Origin of the sequence: Cutibacterium namnetense (assembly GCF_001642025.1) — a bacterium.
GTDB classification, from domain to species: Bacteria; Actinomycetota; Actinomycetes; order Propionibacteriales; family Propionibacteriaceae; genus Cutibacterium; species Cutibacterium namnetense.
This window is the reverse complement of sequence record NZ_LWHO01000001.1, coordinates 1-19167: the sequence shown is the minus strand read 5'-3', so window position 1 is coordinate 19167 and position 19167 is coordinate 1. Positions and strand designations below refer to the sequence as shown.

General features: G+C 61.0%; 13 protein-coding genes and 4 pseudogenes. 7 read left to right on the top strand and 10 right to left on the bottom strand.

Features of this window, described 5'->3' with window-relative positions:
• Positions 1 to 71 precede the first annotated feature (71 nt).
• The 3 genes from A5483_RS00080 to A5483_RS00070 all read left to right on the top strand — a co-directional run bounded on the left by A5483_RS00080 (position 72) and on the right by A5483_RS00070 (position 3635).
• Positions 72 to 908: a nucleotidyltransferase family protein gene (locus A5483_RS00080; protein ID WP_063810626.1), complete on the top strand. Its 837-nt coding sequence runs from the start codon at positions 72 to 74 to the stop codon at positions 906 to 908.
• A complete protein-coding gene (locus A5483_RS00075; RefSeq protein WP_063810625.1) occupies positions 905 to 2095 on the top strand; it encodes a galactokinase family protein in 1191 nt (396 codons plus the stop codon). Before A5483_RS00080 ends, A5483_RS00075 begins: the two co-directional genes overlap by 4 nt.
• Before the next feature lie 115 nt (positions 2096 to 2210).
• The gene (locus A5483_RS00070) at positions 2211 to 3635 is read left to right on the top strand and encodes a phosphoglucomutase/phosphomannomutase family protein (RefSeq protein WP_002522730.1); all 1425 of its coding nucleotides are present in this window, start codon (positions 2211 to 2213) and stop codon (positions 3633 to 3635) included.
• Between the two features lie 209 nt (positions 3636 to 3844).
• On the opposite strand, the gene alr is transcribed toward A5483_RS00070, so the two are convergent.
• The 10 genes and pseudogenes from alr to ord all read right to left on the bottom strand — a co-directional run bounded on the left by alr (position 3845) and on the right by ord (position 16679).
• A complete protein-coding gene (gene alr, locus A5483_RS00065) occupies positions 3845 to 4972 on the bottom strand; it encodes an alanine racemase (protein ID WP_002541845.1) in 1128 nt (375 codons plus the stop codon).
• A 251-nt stretch (positions 4973 to 5223) separates the two neighbouring features.
• On the bottom strand, positions 5224 to 6735 hold the full coding sequence (locus A5483_RS00060; RefSeq protein WP_063810624.1) for an amino acid permease: 1512 nt from the start codon (positions 6733 to 6735) through the stop codon (positions 5224 to 5226).
• A gap of 356 nt (positions 6736 to 7091) precedes the next feature.
• Positions 7092 to 8507, bottom strand: a complete 1416-nt coding sequence (locus A5483_RS00055) for an amino acid permease (protein ID WP_002522726.1) — start codon at positions 8505 to 8507, stop codon at positions 7092 to 7094.
• Positions 8508 to 8605: 98 nt separating this feature from the next.
• A pseudogene (locus tag A5483_RS00050) lies at positions 8606 to 9692 on the bottom strand (alanine/ornithine racemase family PLP-dependent enzyme).
• Positions 9689 to 11116 (bottom strand): glutamate mutase L, encoded by a 1428-nt coding sequence (locus tag A5483_RS00045; RefSeq protein WP_063810622.1) that lies wholly within the window; start codon positions 11114 to 11116, stop codon positions 9689 to 9691. The pseudogene A5483_RS00050 and the gene A5483_RS00045 overlap by 4 nt, the downstream one beginning before the upstream one ends.
• Positions 11117 to 11121: 5 nt before the next feature.
• A pseudogene (oraE, locus tag A5483_RS00040) lies at positions 11122 to 13440 on the bottom strand (D-ornithine 4,5-aminomutase subunit OraE).
• Entirely contained in the window at positions 13437 to 13862 is a 426-nt protein-coding gene (gene oraS, locus A5483_RS00035) for a D-ornithine 4,5-aminomutase subunit OraS (RefSeq protein ID WP_002522722.1), read from the bottom strand. Before oraS ends, oraE begins: the two are co-directional and overlap by 4 nt.
• A complete protein-coding gene (gene ortB / locus A5483_RS00030; protein ID WP_063810621.1) occupies positions 13859 to 15280 on the bottom strand; it encodes a 2-amino-4-oxopentanoate thiolase subunit OrtB in 1422 nt (473 codons plus the stop codon). The genes oraS and ortB overlap by 4 nt, the downstream gene beginning before the upstream one ends.
• Positions 15277 to 15624 carry a 2-amino-4-oxopentanoate thiolase subunit OrtA gene (gene ortA / locus A5483_RS00025; RefSeq protein ID WP_063810620.1) on the bottom strand — a complete coding sequence of 116 codons (348 nt, stop codon included), beginning with the start codon at positions 15622 to 15624 and terminating at the stop codon, positions 15277 to 15279. Before ortA ends, ortB begins: the two co-directional genes overlap by 4 nt.
• A gap of 11 nt (positions 15625 to 15635) precedes the next feature.
• Positions 15636 to 16679 carry a 2,4-diaminopentanoate dehydrogenase gene (ord, locus tag A5483_RS00020; protein ID WP_063810619.1) on the bottom strand — a complete coding sequence of 348 codons (1044 nt, stop codon included), beginning with the start codon at positions 16677 to 16679 and terminating at the stop codon, positions 15636 to 15638.
• A gap of 298 nt (positions 16680 to 16977) precedes the next feature.
• On the opposite strand from ord, the pseudogene A5483_RS00015 reads away from it, so the two are divergent.
• The 4 genes and pseudogenes from A5483_RS00015 to A5483_RS10945 form a co-directional block, all read left to right on the top strand.
• A pseudogene (locus A5483_RS00015) lies at positions 16978 to 17733 on the top strand (AsnC family transcriptional regulator); the annotation flags it as partial.
• A gap of 46 nt (positions 17734 to 17779) precedes the next feature.
• A complete protein-coding gene (locus A5483_RS00010) occupies positions 17780 to 18070 on the top strand; it encodes a transposase (protein WP_063810618.1) in 291 nt (96 codons plus the stop codon).
• 2 nt (positions 18071 to 18072) lie between these two features.
• On the top strand, positions 18073 to 19008 hold the full coding sequence (locus A5483_RS00005; RefSeq protein ID WP_241497657.1) for an IS3 family transposase: 936 nt from the start codon (positions 18073 to 18075) through the stop codon (positions 19006 to 19008).
• 27 nt (positions 19009 to 19035) lie between these two features.
• Positions 19036 to 19167, top strand: a pseudogene (locus A5483_RS10945) (alanine dehydrogenase); the annotation flags it as partial.

Here is a 19167-nt window from a genome sequence, read left to right as displayed (position 1 = left end):
AGGATCATCTGAAGTGACCGGATGCTGCCCCAGCCGCGCGCGGATTCGGATCGATTCCTAGGATTGCCCACATGACACACGATCCGGTGACACAAACGGCTCCTCACAAGGTCGTCATCATGGCGCGTGGTCTGGGAGCGCGGATGCGTAAATCTGCCGAGGGGGTCTCCCTTACGGCAGATCAGGCAGCTGCTGCCGCAGCCGGCGTCAAGGCAATGATCAGTCTTGATGGTCGTCCATTCCTCGACTACGTCATCTCAGCGCTAGCCGACGCCGGTTTTGACGAATTTTGTCTGGTGATCGGCCCCGAGCACAACATGATCCGGGACTACTACGACTCGTGTGAAACATCGCGACTGTCGATTGTCTATGCGGTCCAGGAGCATCCTCTGGGTACTGCGGATGCCGTTGCAGCCGCCGAGGAGTTTGCCGGCGATGACCGGGTACTGGTTGTGAACTCTGACAATTTTTACCCGGAGGATGCGGTCGCCAGGCTTCGCGAGCTTCCGGCCTCAGGGACCCTAGGTTTCACAAAGCGCGCGATGATCGCGCATTCCAACATCGACCCTGAGCGTATTCGTGCCTTCGCCCTACTGGATTCTGATGATTCCGGCCAGCTTACGGGCATCATCGAGAAGCCGGACCCCCACACCGTTGAAGCTGCCGGAGAGGCCGCACTGGTATCGATGAACTGCTTCCTCTTCACCCCGAAAATCTTCGATGCGTGCCGCTCGATCGAGAAGTCGGAGCGCGGGGAGTACGAGATTGTCGATGCAGTGCGCTGGATGGTGGAGCACGGCGAGCATTTTGATGTTATTCCGGTCGAGTCGGGGGTTCTCGACATGTCGAACCGCGGCGACATTGCGTCTGTGGTGGAGGCTCTCAGCAGTTACGAGGTGAGACTGTGACACGCTGGTTCGTTCCGGGACGTATAGAGGTCCTCGGCAAACACACTGACTATGCCGGTGGGTCCACGCTGGTGGCCGCCGTGGATCGCGGAGTGACGATTTCCGTCGAGCCAGGTGACAGCGAGATAACGGTGTCGACGGACGCCGCTCCCGGTGAGCTGTCCTTGGCTGCGGGCCGTGATCCAAAACTGCCGGCTGGGCACTGGGGTAGGTACGCACAGGCTGTTATTGACCGTCTGACGGCAAATTTCGGTGATTTGGCCCCCGCCAGGATTCGGTTAACTTCCGACCTGCCGCTAGCCAGTGGGATGAGTTCCTCGTCTGCGCTCGTCAGCGCGATCGTGTTGGGGCTGGCTGATTTCAATGGGTTACCTGATACTCGCACGTGGCAAGACAACATCACCGACGATGTCGATCTGGCCGGGTATCTGGCCTGTCACGAAAACGGTATGACTTTCAAGGACCTCGTAGGGGCCGCAGGTGTGGGAACTTTTGGCGGTTCAGAGGACCACACCGCAATGGTGTGCAGTGAGAACGGGCAGCTCGGTCAATTTCGCTTTTGCCCGATTCGATTGCAGCAGCGAGTCCCATTTCCTGAAGACATGTCCTTTGTCGTCATCGTTTCCGGAGTGGCGGCCGAGAAGACCGGAGCTGCTCGTGACCTCTACAATGCGGCATCGTTGGCGACGCGCGAGATCATCGAGCGGTGGAATTCGACCACAGGTCGTCAGGACGCTGTTCTCGGGGATGCTTTGGTGGTCGACCCCAATGCTGAGAAGCTGCACGAGGTGGTGAGTGATTGCGAGGGTCTTACTCGGCGTCTCGATCACTTCCTTGCCGAGTCTGAAAACATCATTCCGGGGGCGTCGAAGGCACTGGCGTGTGGTGATCTCGAAGAGTTCGGGCGAATTGCTGACGAGTCGCAGCGTGCGGCCGAGGGCCTCCTTGGTAATCAAGCGCCGCAGACATCGGCTCTCGCGCGCATCGCTCGCGAGCTTGGAGCGATTGGGTCCACCTCGTTCGGGGCCGGGTTCGGTGGCTCGGTGTGGGCGCTCGTGCCTACCGCCGAGGCTTCGGAATTCGCCAGCACGTGGCTCGGTAAGTATCGCGGCGAATACCCGGAGGAAGCTGCACAGGCTAGTACTGTGGTGACGCGTCCGGGACCTTCCGCCCGGCGCCTGGACTGATTCGTTCACTGGCCCGCTCATCGTATTCCTGCTATCGCGCAGGAGCGATGAGCGCAGCTGCTGTGGAGCTGGGTTTCACGGACTGGGAAGATTTTTTCGACCTAATCTATGAGCCATGGCGGACGAGATTGAGTTTGGCACCGGCGGCTGGCGAGCCATCATCGCGGATACGTTCACTCGCTTAAATGTTGAGCGGGTCGCTCAGGCGCTTGCCGACCGTATACACGACGAAAACCAACAACATCGCCCTGTTGTCATCGGATATGACCAGCGCTTCCTTTCTCCGGAATTTGCCTGGTGGGCAGCGGAAGTACTCGCCGGTAACGACATCGTCGTGCGGATCATCGACCGGCCCGCACCGACCCCGATGATTATGTGGACCGTTCGGGACCTCGATTGTGCCTATGGCATGGCCGTGACAGCCTCCCATAACCCTGCCACCTATAACGGTCTTAAGGTGTTCACAGAAGGTGGCCGCGACGCCAAGGTCAAGATCACCGAACCTATTCAGTGCCGTGCCAATTCCATCAGCACCGGGGATATTAGGCGCATGCACCGCACCGATGCTCTTCGTGACGGCGTAATTGAGGTGCAGACGTCAATGAACTGGTACATTGACGCGATCCTTGATCATGTCGACCTGGAGGCTATCCGCCACGCCCACCTCAAGGTCGTCCTCGACCCCATGTTTGGCGTTTCTCGCACCTGTCTTCAGACCATTCTTATGACGGCTCGCTGCGACGTCGATACCATTCATGAGCGTCGCGACACACTCTTTGGTGGACGGCTTCCCTCGCCGAACTCCAAGACCCTGCAAGCGCTCACCCAGGAAGTCATCGAGCGTGGGGCTGATATCGGCATCGCCACCGATGGTGACGCAGACCGCCTCGGCATCATTGATGATCAGGGGCATTTCTTGCACCCCAATCAGATCCTCGTGTTGCTGTACACCTACCTTCTAGAAGACAAGGGATGGCAGGGCCCCTGCGTGCGTAACCTCGCGACGACCCATCTGCTTGACCGTGTCGCTGAGGCCCACGGGCAAACCTGTTACGAGGTACCGGTTGGATTTAAGTGGGTGTCGTCCAAGATGGCTGAGACTAGCGCCATCATCGGTGGTGAGTCCTCTGGAGGTTTGACCGTCAAGGGGCATATTGCAGGCAAGGATGGCATCTACGCCGGCACCCTGCTGGTGGAGATGATCGCTAAGCGCGGTAAGAAACTTTCGCAGATCTACGCTGACATCGAGGAGCGTTACGGTCGGCTAGAGATGGTGGAGGACGACTTCTCCTTCGCTCCTGAGGACAAAGACCGCCTTAAGCAGCGTATCTACCAGGATAAGGACCTACCCGACTTCAGCCTAGAAGTCGATCACATCAGCGACATGGATGGGGTGAAGGTCTACTTCGTGAACGGTGGGTGGATCATTGTGCGGTTTTCTGGCACGGAGCCTCTCCTGCGGGTTTTTTGTGAGATGCCTGTCGCGGAGATGGCTCGCGAATGTATTGACAAGGTCGTGAAGCATTACCACTTCGAGTGAGTAGCCAGCGCTGAGCTCCTCACCACGCCTTGTCCGATTGCGGACTACAGCGACCCGATGACGATTTTTCCCGATCGAGGCGTGGTGCCGGACCTTACGTGATCAGTCTTCAACTGAACCGGGGATTTTGGTAACACGGGGCAGACGACGGCATGCAGCGCCTGGGGAATACTCTTACGGGCACCGCACGGATGACTGGCGTGGGCGCGTCACTGTCCGACCCAGCGCCGATCCACGCGTTTGGAAATGGCACAGGTGATTTCGTAACTGATTGTCCCGAGGAGCTCGGCCATATCATCAGCGGTCAGAACTTCATCCCCTTGGGTTCCAATGAGTACTACCTCATCCCCCACCGTGACGCTCGAATCGGGGCCAAGATCGACCATGAATTGGTCCATGCAGATCCGACCGACGATGGGATGAACCGATCCTCCAATGAGGACGTGCCCTTTATTCGACAGCCCTCGGGACAATCCGTCGGCGTAACCGACGGGGACGGTGGCGATTTTTGTCGTTTCACTAGCGGTCCATGTCCTGCCGTAGCCGATGGCATCCCCCGGATTGATAGTTTTAACGAAGGTGACGTGACTGATCCATGACAGGGCAGGGTGTAGGTCGGCACGATTGGCGTGAGGGTCGGGGTCGTATCCGTATCCAACGATGCCGGCGCGCACCATAGAGGTTTTCCCGAGGTCGTGGCCGAGGATGGCGCCGGAATTTGCCAGGTGCACGAGGGGAAACGGCCCGCGATCGGTTTGTGTCTGGGTGACAGCAGTCATGAAGGCGTCGATCTCATGGCGGGTGAACTCTTCTCCTTCAGGGACATCACTCATGGGAAGGTGGGTGAAGACGCCCTCGACTTCGACGCGTTCGGTACGGTCAGCGGCAGCCGTGAGTTGAGCAAGGTGTTCAGGGCGCAGCCCAATGCGTCCCATGCCGCTATCGACAGCGATGTGAATCCTGGCAGTGATCCCTAGTCGTACAGCGGCTTTACTTACCGCTTCCAGAGTGTCGAAATCCACCACGGTTAGACGCATCCCAGATGTGATGGCAGCATCCATGTCCCAAGGATCGGCGGGGGAGAGCTTGAGTATGGGCAGGGTGATGCCGGCTTCAACCAGCTCCTGACCCTCAGCGACGGTGGCGACGGCGAGCCAGTCGGCATATCGGTGTTTTTCGACATAGCGCGAGACCTCGACTGCCCCATGTCCGTAGGCGTCGGCTTTGACGGCAAAGAGGACTTTTCGGTCACCTGCGCGTTTTCTCACGACGGCGAGATTCGCAGCGATGGCACGCAGATCAATAATGGCGTGAGAAGGTGATGGACAACGTGGCATGTGTCATAGCTCCTTTGAACTGTCAGAAATGGTAAGGCGGCGGGTTGGCTTGGGGAGGGGCCGGACTGATGGGTAAGGCGGCGGGTTGATCCGGGAAGAGCTGGACTGAGCAGGGCGGGATCGGCCCGGGAGGAAGGCGAAGGGATTGTCTGAGAGGGACGGATAGGGGATAGAAGGGTTGAGGGTCGGTATGGAGGACGGCGACGCGGGCACAGTGCTCAGGTAAAACGGCACCCGACGATTATCATCACTTAGCTATCTCCGTTCGAATGGGCGTCGTCGGTGCCTACATCGTCTTGGGTGGCGTGGCGGCGGTCGAAGAACCAGCCGATTCCGAGGATGACGAACCATACTGGTGTGAGGGCCAGGGCTCGAGCAGTGTCGGCTTCCTGAGTCAGCAGCACGAGGACGAACACGAAGAACGCCAATATGGCCCAGCACATGCCGCGACCCCCAGGCATGGGGTACCTAGATGCGGCGTGGGCGGCGGGCGCAACCTTGCGGTACTTCATGTAGCTGATGACGATCATGCTCCAGACGAAGAGGAATAGTACCGACGAAATTGTCGTGACGAGGGTAAATGCCTTGGTAAACGACTCGGATGCGGCTAGGAGCAGTGACGTGCTCAGGGCCAGGACAGTGACGACGAGGCCCCAACAGGGGACGCCGTTCTTACTGAGTCGGCCGAACAACTTCGGCGCCATGTGCTTGTGTGCGAGCCCAAAAAGCATTCTTGAGATGGAGTAGATCCCAGAGTTAGACGATGAGGCTGCCGATGTCAGGACGACGAAATTCATCACGCTAGCTGCGCCAGTGAATCCCACTAGTCCGAGAACCTGCACGAACGGGGAGGAATCTGCCCGGACCTGGTCCCACGGAACGACGGTCATGATCGCAAGCAAGGCGCCGACGTAAAAGATAAGGATTCGGGCCGGGACAGCGCTAATGGCCCGGGGAAGGGTCTTCTCGGGATCTTGTGTCTCAGCGGCGGTGGTTCCGATGAGTTCAATTGCGACGAAGGCGAATGCTGCCATCTGGAAACCAGCGAAGAAGCCACTCCAACTGTTGGGCATGAAGCCGCCGCGGTTCCACAGGTTGGCGATGGATGCCGCGCCTCCAGACGGAGATCGGAACTTCATGACGGCTAGCACGATGGCGAGGAGGATGAGAGAAATAATCGCGATAATCTTGATGAGCGCAAACCAGAACTCTAGCTCTCCAAACATTTTTACGGTAAGAAGGTTCAAACAGAGCAGGAGAAATAATGTGGCGGCTGCGAGTAGAGTCGCAATCCCTCTATTCTTAACCCAGAAATCCCAGTAGGTCGTAATTCCAATGAGCTCGGCCATGCCGGTGACGACCCAACAAAGCCAATAGGTCCACCCTACAAAGAATCGAGCCCAGGGGCCGATCAGATCAGCTGCGAAGTCTTGGAAGCTCTTGTAATCGAGGTTGTACATGAGCAGCTCGCCCATAGCCCTAACGACGAAGTAGAGCATGGTGCCGATGACGAGGTATGAGACGATGATGCTGGGGCCTGCGGCGCGGATGGCTTTGCCAGAGCCTAGGAACAGGCCGGTTCCGATAGCACCGCCGATAGCGATGAGCTGGATGTGACGGTTGTTGAGGTTGCGGTGCAGGTGAGCTTCTGGCTGCTGGTTGGACGGTGACGCCCCGGCTCTCGGCGCGCTCCCGTGGTGTTCGCTTGACGCCAATGTGTGCGAGTGTCGCTCCCTGCCTGGAATCTTGCTAAAACCAGTCATATCAGTCGCCTCCTAAATACGGTCGCCAAAACCAGGGGCGTGCGATGAGGGTGGATCGACGGTGATTCGGCCTGCCGCGACGCGACTTCATTGCAGTGTAACACTGGTGTGTTAGCGTGCGACAAATTTGATATATGGAAGGGGTGAAATAATGGCAATATAAAGAGGATTTACGGCTGTCTGGCTGCATGTCGGTGAATTTTTCACGCAGGTGGTGATCGATGGGTATCGAGGGTGCTGAGACGGCTGAGCCAGCCCGCGGCAGTACCCAACGAGCATCGCCTCGGGTCAAATATCCCCGGGCCACGGCTCGACGAGCATCTGGTGTGTTCCTGGGGTCGGGGCGTCGGTGAAAGTTAGCGCAACGCTTCTTTATGCTGCTCGCGGCGGCGGTACACGAAGTACATCGCTCCGATGAACGCGAACCAGATCGGGGTGATGAGCACTGCGATCCGAGTGGTCGGGTCCAAGGTAAGAATGACCAGGCTGGTGGCGAAGAAGGCCAGCACAACCCAGCACATGGGGACGCCACCAGGCATCTTGTAGACGGACTCGTTGTGGAGCTGCGGGCGCTTGTGGCGGTACACGATGTAGCAGACGACGATGAGTGACCAGGTGAAGAGGAACAGTAGGGCGGCAACTGTCGTCACCAAGGCGAAGGCCTGCATGATCGAATCCGAGGTGTAGAGGAAAGTGATGCCGCATAGCAGCAGCAGGCACGAGGCGACAAGCGCGTTGCGCGGCACGTTGTTGCTCGACAGTTTTCGAAACCGTGAGGGAGCCTGGCTGTCGAGGGCTAGGCCGTACATCATTCGTGAGGTCGAGTACAGGCCGGAATTATCCGATGACGCCGCAGCGGTAAGCAGGACGAAGTTCATCACACTGGCAGCTGCGCCGAAGCCCGCCAAGCCGAACAGCGACACGAAAGGGCTTACCCCGGGCACGACTTTGCGCCACGGTATGACGGCGGTGATGGCTAGCAGGGCGAGCACGTAGAAGAGGGCAAGTCGCACCGGGATGGCATTGATTGCCTTTGGGAGAGTGGTGCAGGGATCCTTGGTTTCGGCAGCGGCAGTACCGACGAGCTCGATACCGACGAAGGCGAAGAACGCGATCTGGAAGCCGCCGAGGAAGCCCATCAGGCCGTTGGGGAAGAAACCGCCATCATTCCACAGGTTGGCGATGGTGGCAGGGTCGCCGTCGGGGGAGACGAAGCGGCTTGCCAACAGTGCGATGGCAACAATGACCAGCGCACCGACTGCGATGAGCTTGATGAGGGCGAACCAGAACTCGGCCTCACCAAAGAACTGCACGGCAATAATGTTGAGGGCGAGTAGGACGGCGGCTAGGGCGGCTGCGGGAAGCCACTTCGGGACATTCGGCCACCAATATTGGAAGTAGGCGGTAATAGCGGCCATGTCGCCCATGGCGGCCACGATCCACGAGAACCAATATGTCCACCCGGCGATAAAACCACCGGCTGGACCAAGCAGGTCCTCAGCGATGTCCCGGAAAGATTTGTAGTTGAGGTTGGACAGCAGCATCTCGCCAAGGGCCCGCATCATGAAGTAGAGGAAGAAGCCGATGAGGGCGTAGACGAGGGCACTAGACGGGCCAGCAAGATGGATGGTGCTGCTCGATCCCATGAACATTCCAGTGCCGATGGCGCCGCCTAGTGCAATGAGCTGTAGGTGACGGTTGGTCAGCCCACGTTGTAGCTCACGCTCCTCTGCGGGGCCTTCCCGGCCGAGAGCGGGTGACGGTTTCTTCACGGGTCTAGCTAGGGCGCTGTGATGCGGTACGTCGATGGATTGTGTTTCTCGTGCACTCACGGGAACTCCTTTGTTCGGTGAAGGTGATGACGGTCGCCTCACAGGCGATGGGCAGTGGCCGCTGCCTTCCACACGGCAGAGGAGGTGGCGGTGGCGAGCAAGCCGGCATAGGTGGGCCGGAATCTCACTTCAGTGCCGATCTCGACGGATTCGGCGGAATCAGTCATATCAACGATGAGGTGATCCGAACTGGCTCCCAGCACGATGTGGCCAGGGTCAACGGGCGTCAGATCAGACGGATTGACGTCCTGGCGACCGAGATTACAGATGGCACGCAGCCGAGTACCTCGATCGGTGAAGGTGACGTGTTGACCGAACGCGTCCTCGCCGGTGCGTCCTAGCGGAATCGATGGCTTGCGCTCGAGTTCGATGATATCGGTGACAACTTCGACGGTGTCCTGACGGGTTTGCGGCCATGGCGACCGATCCAGGGTGTTGCGACCCAGGATGATGGCTTCACCAATGCGCAGATTGTTGATTTCGGACGGCATGGTACCGCTCATCATAAGCGGAAGATTTGCCGAGTTCCCGCCCGAGATGAGATCCAGCTCCAGGCCGGTGGCCGCGCGCGCCATGTCGCGTAACTGTACTAGGCGAGTCATATTTTTGACGCTTGGTTGGACTCCGCCGTAGCAGGCCAGGTTGGTACCGACCCCCTTGATATCGATGCCGGGCAGGGCGGCTGCCGCGGAGACAACATCAACGAGATGGTCGGGCCACACTCCCTCACGCAGATCACCGACATCGACCATGACGATGACTCCGTGGCGGGTCCTGGCTCGGACAGCGGCGTCCGATAAAGCGGTCATCGTCGTAAGGGAGGAGTTGAGAGAAATGTCGGCGAGCTGAACAGTGTCGTCAATGTCGTGACGTCCAGGGGCTCGCAGCAACATAGTTGGTAGCGAAGTGCCACATTCGGCGATTTGACGCAGGTTTTGAAGTCGAGAATCAGCGAGCATCGTGATGCCGGTGTCCTCCAAAGCCTGGGAGCACCGGGTGGGCATGTAGCACCTTGGTGACGGCTGCGACCTGGACACCGTGTTCGGCGCACTGGTGAACGATTGCCCGCGCATTGTTGCGGATACGGTCGGCGAAAATCTCCAACCGGGGGGTGAGGCCGTTCATGATGTGTTTTCCATCCCGTGTGGGGTGTCGTTTTTTGTCACGTCGGGTGGGGCAGCGTCATCAGTGACGCCCACCCTCTCGTCGTTGGGCAGTTTTGTGCTGCCAGTGAGGGATTCGATCCAGGTTGCGAAGGTGCGACGGACCTCGTCGGGGTAGCACTGGGCTATCGTCCCGAGGGCGGAAAATCGGTAGTCGCGGTCGATGACGATGGTGGCCTCAGGACTAGGCAGCAGCTGGGCGCCAGCTCCGGTACAGATTCGGCGGAGGATATCCGCACCGCCCGGTACCCGAGTCAAGGCCCCTCCGGTTCCCACCACCCAGCGAACGGCGCTGAGGTCCTTGCCACGCACCACTTGGGTCTTGCCGGTCGGGGTGAAGATCTCGGTCACCGTTCCGGCATGACGGCCCACTCCGGTCTCGACGGCCTCCCGGGCAAGCCACTGGGTCACCTCAGCCTCCCGCTCGTCGCCGGGAATGGCACGCAGCCATTCCAGACGCTCCTCCTCTCCCTCATCAGTCATCGCCGCGACGCGACGTGCGTTGACGAAGACTCCGAGGTCGCCCTCGACGGTTCTCTTAGTTCGTGGTTCGGGGTCGATCACCCGAGCCGACCACTCCGAGGATCCGTCGGTGACGCTGTGGATGTCGGTGGTGGCGCCACCTACGTCGACCACCACCGCATCGCCCACGGCATCGGCGAACAACTCAGTGGCGAGCAGCACGGCTCCTGGGGTCGGCAGGATCTCATGGTCAGTCAGCTCGGCCAGGCCGTGCATGCCTGGGGCGGCGGTGATGTGATCGTTGAAGACGTCGTGTATGACGGCGCGCACCGGTTCGACACGCAGTACGTCGACGTCAGGGAAGACGTTCTCGACGCATGTCAGTGGTTGGCCGGCATCGGCGAAGATGGACTCGACGTGTCGCCTGACACGGGAGTTCCCGGCGTAGATAACTGGCACCCCAAGTTGGGCGGACGCAACGATCTTCGCGTTCTCGACGACGATACGTTTTTCTCCGTCATCGACCCCACCGGCCAGCAGAATGATGTTGGGGTGGTTCTCCTGGAGATCTTCCAAGTCGAACTCGTCCATTGCCCCGACGGTGGTCATAGTGACGATGGCCCCGGCGCCCAGGGCTGCCTCGCGCGCAGCTCTGGCCGTCATGGAGCGGGTCAGACCGTGGACGCTCATGCGCAATCCTCCGGCCGCCGAGGAGTTCACGAAGACCTTCTCGGCGGCCAGCGGTGAGGCGCATTGCTCACGCATCTGGGTGATCGCGGCATCCGCGCCGATGCGCACATCGCCGTCGGCCACCGAGGTAGGGGCGAAACCCTGCCCGATGTGGTGCAGCACCCCGGACTCCATGCAGAAGGCGTTGGCCTTGGTGATGGTGGAGCCGATCTCCACGGTGGTGAGTATGGTCATCGTAGTTAGCCCTCTTCGCGGATGCGCATGGTGCGCACGATGGCGTCGAGGACGTCGATGCCCTTGGTGCCGCGCCCGAATGTGGCGTCCAGGCCGGTCTCTGCTGCCATTTCTCGGTTTACCTGGGTGCCGCCGGCGACGAGAACGACCTTGTCGCGGATGCCTTTTTCGGTGGCCAGATCAGCCAACTTGCGCATCATGGTGCGGTGGATGTCGTTATGACTGATGATCGTGGAGATGAGGATGGCGTCGGCTCCGCTTTCGATGGCGGCATCGACCATCTTCTCCACCGGCACCGATGTGCCGAGGTAGCGGTACTTCACCCCGTATTTCTCGATGCCACCGTGCTTGATGTCGAGGATTTCGCGCAGTCCGACGCTGTGCTCGTCCTCACCAACGGTGCCGGCGACTACCGACAACTCGTGGTCGGTGACGAATTGCCGTAATTCGTCGGCGGGCAGCAGTTCGATTTTCTCCGGGATCGTCAGCTTGGACGGGTCGACGTCGACGTGGGTCGCCTGACCCCTGACTTCAGCGAAGCATCCCTCGGCGGGGTGCAGCGCTTGCAGGTTGCAAACCTAAGGGTCGGTGATGCCCATTCTGCGCGCCATCTCGACGGCTGCTTCACGGGCGATGTCCTCGGAGGCGGGGATGTTCATCTGTACCAGAACGACGCCGTCACCGGCCCATTCCGCCTCGGGCCGCAGCGCTGTGCCGTCGCGGAAGGGGCGGGTGCGGGCCAGGCGGGTGGCGGCCGAGTCGTTGGGGTCGAGCTCGTCGATGTAGACGATTTTCTCGGGCTTACACAGGGTGCAGCCGTCGATGAGATCGCACGGCTTATTGAGGCCCTCGGGCAGGTTATTGTTGCCGAAATGGTCGCAGACTGGGGCGAGGTAGTCGGGGTCACGCTCGACGACGGTTCCTTCGGCGATTCCGCCTTGGCCGTCACGGGCGATACCGTCGTGGTTGCGTTCCGGGAATTCTGCCGAGTCGACGAAGAATCCGTCTTCAACGGCGGCGAAGTAGCCACCGACGTGGAGCATTTCGGTAAGGAACCCGATGGCCCTCTCCTTGAGGTCGCGAGCCATGTCACCCAGCGGTCCGTCGCGGTTGATGGTCACCATTTCTTTGATGCCATCGAGGGCGGCCCAGGTCTGTTTGACCGTCTGGACGCCGCGAACGGAGTTGTGATGCCAGGGCAGGTTGCGGCCTTCGTCAGGGGGAATGGTGCTCTGGATGTCTGCGCTGGTCAGCATCGAGATGAGGGTGTCGATGGTGTGGGTACGGATGGCTTCGGCGAGGTCGGACTCGATGTATCGGGTGTTCTGCTGGGCGCGCATCTTGTACTCGCTGAACAGATCACGTAGGGCCACCGCGTATGGCAGGTTGTACCAGAGTTTGGGCGCCGGTGGAGCGCTGGGCGGAACTGTCGACAAGCCGATGAGGTCTTTCGGCATCCCGATCAGGACCGAGAACATGCAGTTGAGGCCGTGCTGGACCATGAGCTCAGGCATGACCTTCCAGCCATGCCGGGCGGTGGCGTTGGCGTTGTGTGCGCCGTCGATCTGGAAGATCTGTGCGCCTGCCATCACCTTCTTGGCCTCGCCGGCGTCAACGTAGCTGCGGTAGGCGTTGATATTGCGGTACAGCAGGTTGTATTGCGGATCCTGGTGAGCGCCGTTAACCCCTTCCTCGGCGAAGAGGACGGCCACTTCAGGGCCGGCGACTCCGGAAACGTAGGAGTGGAAGTTGATGGGGCGTCCTACCTCGTCCTCGATGAGGTCGCAGGCCTTGCGGCTGGCGCGCAGCTGTTTACGGGTGATTGGAACGCCGCCGATACCTTCTGGGGTGCCTTCTAGTAGTCCGTCGATGTGGCTCTGCCCGGTGGTGCGGATGACCATGATGTGGTCAGCTCCGTGCCAAGCCGCCATTCTCATGCGGCGCAGGTCGTCCTCGAAGTGCCCGGAGGCGATCTCGGAGGTGACGACGGGTGCCGGCTGAGGATCGATGTTCTCGAAGTACTCTGCTGCGGGCAGGGGCATACTCTGCTTCAGCGGGGTGGACATGTTCCGGTAGTGGAAGTCGCCCATGTCGACTCCCTCTTCTGGCACGTTCCGCCAGGTCCATCCCTTGCGACGGGGATGGTAGTGCTCAAGGTCGGTGAGGATCTCCTCGATATTGAGTTTGGTATTCGGGCCGGGGGAGTCTTGTTGGGAGTGGGGCTCGATCGGCTTCGACGGCATCACAGCGGATTCGCTGACGGGGTCGAGGTGCTCGCGCTGGCGGGCGTGCTTGTGGTGCAGACACGTGTCTTGGGCAGTCATGCCGGGGCTCCTTCCTTGGAATCCGCGATCGGCGTTTTCGCGGTTGGCAGCGGTGTGCCGTCGAATAGTCCGTCGAGGGTCTTGGGATCCTCGGCTATGCGGGCAGCTGCCTTACACAGATCAATGCCGTCACGACGGGACAGTCGCAGTACGGCGTGGCCGGCCCCTTTGCCGCCCAAACCGGCCGCGAAGACGTTCTCAACGACGGCATGGGTTGTCACCGAGTCGATTCCCATGCGCAGTAGAACGGACCGTTCAATGGAGGGGGTGGTGTGGCTGCGGGCAAGGTCAACGACCGGTGTCATGACCTCCTCGCACAGTTGCCAGAAGCGTTCCTTGAGGGCCGCGTCGTCGAGGTCGGCGAGTTCGGAGCGCAGAGCTTCGTAGCGCTCGACGCGCTCCTGATCAGGGTTGGACATCATGCTCCTTTCGTCTGCGTGGCCAGGTCAGCGCCGATCTGGCGGACGTCATCAGTGGTGGTGTTGGTTTCAGCAGCCAGGAACTCCAGCTCGACGTCCCCCCATTGCTCGGGTGCCACGATCTGACTCGCGTGGCGCAGGTAGCTGTGACGCAGCTTGTCGAGGTCGAGGGGGCGGACGCTTACCTGATCGAGGCGTTCTGGAATGACGATCGCTTTGCCTGGAACGTTGTCGGCAGGATCGCCGCGGCGAATCTCAATTCCCCGCGACCGTGCGAAAGACAGCTGGCTATTGTGGTGTTTTCCAGCGCCGGTGTACTCGGTTTCTTGGACGACAACGATCTGGTCGCGATCCATCTGACGGGCCATGGCGACCGCGGCCGTCAGGCTGGTGTTACCGGCTGGCCCACGCTCCAGGCCCTCGATCTTGGTGAGGAGCTCGGTCATGTAGAAGACCTCGCCTTGGGATACCAGCTGGTAGCCGTCCATGTAGCGCAGCGGACGCGCGGCATTGCGCGGGACGTCGACGCGGTCCGGCCAGGTTGCGAAGGGTACGCCGAAGCCAGTGTGCCCCGTCGTAAACGACTTGTTGTTGAAGTCGTGGTCGGAGGCCATGTGCAGCCCAGTGAGATCCACCGATACCGCGATGACTTGGGTCTCGTCGCAGCCCACCTTGCGCAAGCCGCGGGTGGTTCCGGTGATGTTGCCGCCACCGGCGTGAGTAACGACGACGGCGTCGGGTTGGCGGCCGTAGCGTTCCTGCACTTCGCGGCCGATTTCGGCGCCGAGGGTTTCGATGCCGGCGATGCCGTAGGGGGTGTAAAGGCTGGCGTTGAAGTATCCGGTGTCCTCCAAAGTGCGCAGCAGCACGTAGAAAAGTTCCGGTCCGACCGTTAGCTTGATCACTTCTGCGCCGTAAGCCTCGCAGGCTCGGGATTTTTCGACAATCTCGGGCTGGCTGACGTGCTGGGAGTCGTAGATTTCCTGGATGACGATGCAGGCCAGCCCGCGCTGAGCGGCTTGGGAGGCGACGGCAGCGCCGTAGTTTCCACTGGTTGCCGTCACCATGCCGGCGAAGCCCTTAACTTGGGCTTCATGGGCACTCAGGGAGGCGCGACGAGCTTTGAAACTGCCCGACGCATTGGCAGCCTCGTCTTTGAGGAGAATCCGGGCGCCTTTTCCAGGGCCGGCGATCTCACGCACGGCTTCGGTGAGGCGATGTAACTCATATAGCGGGGTGTGGCCAACCTTGGTTTCGGCCTGGATGCGCGCGACGTCGTCCAGGCGGTAGCCAGTCGAGGACATCAAGGCGTCGTAGTCGAAGACTAGGTCACCGTGCTGAAAACTGTCGTAGTCCAGGGCGAGGGCTTGCCGCATGATGTCGCTGCGGCGAGCCATGACGTCGTCATATGAGTTGCTCATGACTGGTCCTTTTGCCCGTGAGGTGTGATGGGTTCATGCGTGGTGCCGATGGGTAGCAGTTCGGGCACGGTGTTGCCGAAGCTGTGGCTGTAACTGGGGTTGATGCGGTCGAGGACGCCGGTGTGATGCCGCCCGATAATCGAAGTGATGGTGACTTCGTCACCGAGGTGTGCCTCCTGGTCGAGGAATCCGCTAACCCACTGCACGAGAGGGGTGGCTGCGGTGTCTGCCGGTACGGCAGCGGCCCGATCAGAGGGCGGCAGGATGACGGTGCGGACCTCGACCCAGGTGCCCTTCGGAATGAGGCTGTCTGCCTGCGGGGTGGTGTGAGGGATATCTGTCATGACGACCTCGCTCAACGACGCTGGTAGGCCGACGGTCCCATGAGGGCACACGGTGAGGGCAGGTCGATGATGCGCTTGAGGCCGGGGGTGGCAGTGACGATGCGCGGGATGGTGTTGACGCAAATTCCCGCGGTAGCTCTGCCGCCAGCAATTTCTGGGCCTGTCGACATTGCGATGTCTGGAACACCAGTGATGGTGATGAAGTCGCCGGTCTCCTGGCCTTCGGTCTCTGGGGCGACCTGCTGCGGATGGATGAGTCGGATGACCTCCTCGCCTCCGCGACGGCCGACGGCGGTGTGGTTGCAGCCAGCCACCTGACCTGGCTCGACGGTGCGGTCCCGGGCAGGGCGGGCGACCTTGGCGATGATGGGCTCGATGTGCTGCTCGATCGAGTCGACGTCCAGACCGAGGGCGTCGCTGATGAGCCGGATGGATTCGGGGAAGCCTACGTGGCCAACGATGGATCCGTTTGCCACGCCAGCCTTGAACTCCTCGGGGGTGGTGCCGACTCCCTGGGTGCGCAGCACAGTCTGGCCATAGGGGGCGAGGTCGTTGACGCGGCGGGCTTCGATGTGGGTGACTTCCTGGCTTCCGGAGCTGAGGGCGACGACGAGGTGGTCCAGCACGAATCCGGGGTTGACGCCGACGCCGACGACCGAGACGCCGTGCTGCTTGGCGAGTTCGTCGAGTTCCTTGGCCATGTCGGGGTTCTGGGCCTCGGGGCAGGACATCTCTTCGGCGATGCTCACGACGTTGATGCCAGCGGTAATGATGGTGCGCAGATCGGCGATCTGGTCGCGGAGCCACGAGGTTGTGGCGATAGTGACGACGTCGACGTTGTTGGAATTGAGGATGGAGGTGGGATGAGTTGTGACGGTGGCTCCGAGTGGATCAGTGCCGAGGATCTCGCCAACATCTTTGCCGTCCAGAGCTGGGTTGACGTCGATGGCCCCGACGAGTTCCAGTCCGTCCTTGGCAGCGATGAGTTTGGCCATGCCTTGGCCCATCGCTCCTAGGCCCCACTGGACGACTCGGATGGGATTGGTAGCGGTCATTGTGGTTCCCCCTGACGACGATGTCTGGTGTTGAAGAGCCGGCTTCCTTGCTGTGATGCCACTTCAGTCGCAAGCGCTGCGCTGGCGACATCTCTGCAGTCAAAGGAGGCCTGCCCTGACCTGCAGTTGTGCAGGTCGACGGCTCTTCGTTGATCCGTCTGGCCCCTACGTTGGCACTGGGAGTTCGTGCGGTGGCTCCTGCGACAGATGTGCGCACAACTGGCGGGGTGGTTGCACGTTATTTCCAACTGAAGTGAGACACTTTTAAGGATCTTCCCAGCGTCGGCGAAGGAGTCACATGTACGAAGAGCTTGACCGGCGACTCGTTAACGTCTTGCAGATCGACCCGCGCGCCAGCTGGGCCAAAGTGGGCAATATTTTGGGTGTCTCCCCGACCACCGTCGCCCACCGCTGGCAACGGCTCGTCGATGACGGAATTGCATGGATAACTGCCTGTCCGAACCTCAACCGGCAGATGACAGCCATCGTTGAGGTCGACTGTCATACCGAGAGCCTTCCCCAAGTCATCAAGACTCTCTGTGCGAATCCCATGATCGTCAGTGTTGACGAGACAACGGGGGATCGTGATCTTCTTTTGACGGTCGTTGCGCCTGATCTTCCCACCCTGTCAGACATGGTTATCGACTGGATTGGAGGGTTGCGCGGGGTTCATGGCTCGCGCAGCGCTTTGGTGACTTCAGTCGTTATCGGCTCGAACTCTTGGCATATCGATGCGCTGAGTAAAACGGAGAAAACCCTGGCCAAGGGCCCCCGGCCAGGGGAGTTGTGGATGCTACCTCCCGACGATCTGGACCGGGAGGTAGCTCAGTCGCTCGCTGTCGATGGACGTACCAGCGCCACTTCACTTGCCCGTACCCTCGACGTTCCGGCCAGCACCCTGCATCGTCGGCTGCAGAAGTTGCTGACCAACCGGCAGATCGAATTGCGGTGTGATGTCGCCCCGGAGCTGGGTGGATGGAGCCTGGAGTGCACCTGGACGGCCACTATTCCTCTTAACCACAAGACTCGGGTACTGGAGCTGCTGCGCCAGCGTCTGAGGTTCCCCCCGGAGCGTAGAGGCATCCACAATGAGGATCGAGATGCCAGAGAAGCGCAAGAAGTACGACCGGGAGTTCCGTGAGGGAGCGGTCCGGATCGTCGAGGAGACGAACAAGCCGATCACGCAGGTCGCTCGAGATCTGGGCGTGAACGAGGGCACGCTGGGCGACTGGGTCCAACGCGCTCGTGCCGCACGCGAAGGTCATGGCGAGCTGTCCAAGGACGACTACGAGGAGCTGAAACGGCTCCGCGCCGAGGTCGCCGAGCTGCGGATGGAGCGCGATGTCCTCAAGCGATCCGTGGTCCTGTGGGTGAAGGAGGCGACGAAGTGAGCGTGGCACGCTTCATCGCCGACCAGAGGACCAACTACGCCGTGCCACACACGACCGTCTGCGCGCTGCTCGGAGTCTCCGAGGCGTGGTTCTACAAGTGGATCAAGCACGCGGACGGCCCGGGCGCCGCGAGCGGGCTGTTCACCGACACCGACCGGCGGCGCGACACCGTCGACCGGGCCGTGGCCGTCGCGTTCCGCAAGGCGAAGGGCCTGCACGGATCGCCCCGCCTGCGCGAGGACCTGCGCGAGGCCGGATGGCGGGTCAGCGAGAAGACGGTCGCCGAGTCGATGCGCCGTCAGGGCCTGGTGGCCCGCGTGATCAAGCGCCGCAGCGGCCTGACCAGGCAGGACAGGACCGCACCCAAGTTCCTGGACCTGGTGCGTCGCGACTTCACCGCGCCGGCGCCCAACTACAAGTGGGTCGGCGACATCACCGAGATCCCCACGGCCGAGGGCAAGCTGTACTTGGCCACCGTGATCGACCTGTACTCGCGCCGGCTGCTCGGCGCCGCGACCAGCGCCCACCCCGACGCTGACCTGGCGTGCGCGGCGATCCGGATGGCCGTCACCGCTCGCGGCGGCAAGGAGGCGATCTGGCGCGAGGACGAGGCCAACCGCGTCATCTTCCACACCGACAGGGGCTCGACCTACACGGCGACCTCGTTCACCCGGCTCTGCGCCGACCTCGGGATCCGCCAGTCGATGGGCCGGGTCGGCTCGTGCTTCGACAACGCCGCCGCCGAGGCGTTCTTCTCTTCCCTGGAGTGGGAAGTCCTGTCCCGGCACGAGTTCGACACCCGGGCCCAGGCCCGGGCCGTCGTCATCGACTGGGCCTACGGGTTCTACAACCACCAACGCCGACACAGCGCCGCTGGCATGATGTCACCGGTCAATTACGAGCAGACCACCGCGACGCCCGTCCCGGACGCCGCGTAGCCGCAAGCCCTCCACGATCTGGGGGGAACCGCAGCGACGATGCGGTATGTGGTGTTGTTGGCTGATGAGGGTTGGAGGGGTGCGTGTGGGTTGCGTGGTGAGCTTCGGCGTGGTTTGGCGACTCATGGTGGCAGGTTGGTGAGTGCGCCGGTGGGTGAG

Coding starts and splice junctions, on each gene's coding strand:
- A5483_RS00080 (WP_063810626.1), top strand. CDS start 72: ATGACACACGATCCGGTGACACAAACGGCTCCTCACAAGGTCGTCATC.
- A5483_RS00070 (WP_002522730.1), top strand. CDS start 2,211: ATGGCGGACGAGATTGAGTTTGGCACCGGCGGCTGGCGAGCCATCATC.
- alr (WP_002541845.1), bottom strand. CDS start 4,972: ATGCCACGTTGTCCATCACCTTCTCACGCCATTATTGATCTGCGTGCC.
- A5483_RS00060 (WP_063810624.1), bottom strand. CDS start 6,735: ATGACTGGTTTTAGCAAGATTCCAGGCAGGGAGCGACACTCGCACACA.
- A5483_RS00045 (WP_063810622.1), bottom strand. CDS start 11,116: ATGACCATACTCACCACCGTGGAGATCGGCTCCACCATCACCAAGGCC.
- oraS (WP_002522722.1), bottom strand. CDS start 13,862: ATGATGTCCAACCCTGATCAGGAGCGCGTCGAGCGCTACGAAGCTCTG.
- ortB (WP_063810621.1), bottom strand. CDS start 15,280: ATGAGCAACTCATATGACGACGTCATGGCTCGCCGCAGCGACATCATG.
- ortA (WP_063810620.1), bottom strand. CDS start 15,624: ATGACAGATATCCCTCACACCACCCCGCAGGCAGACAGCCTCATTCCG.
- ord (WP_063810619.1), bottom strand. CDS start 16,679: ATGACCGCTACCAATCCCATCCGAGTCGTCCAGTGGGGCCTAGGAGCG.
- A5483_RS00010 (WP_063810618.1), top strand. CDS start 17,780: ATGCCAGAGAAGCGCAAGAAGTACGACCGGGAGTTCCGTGAGGGAGCG.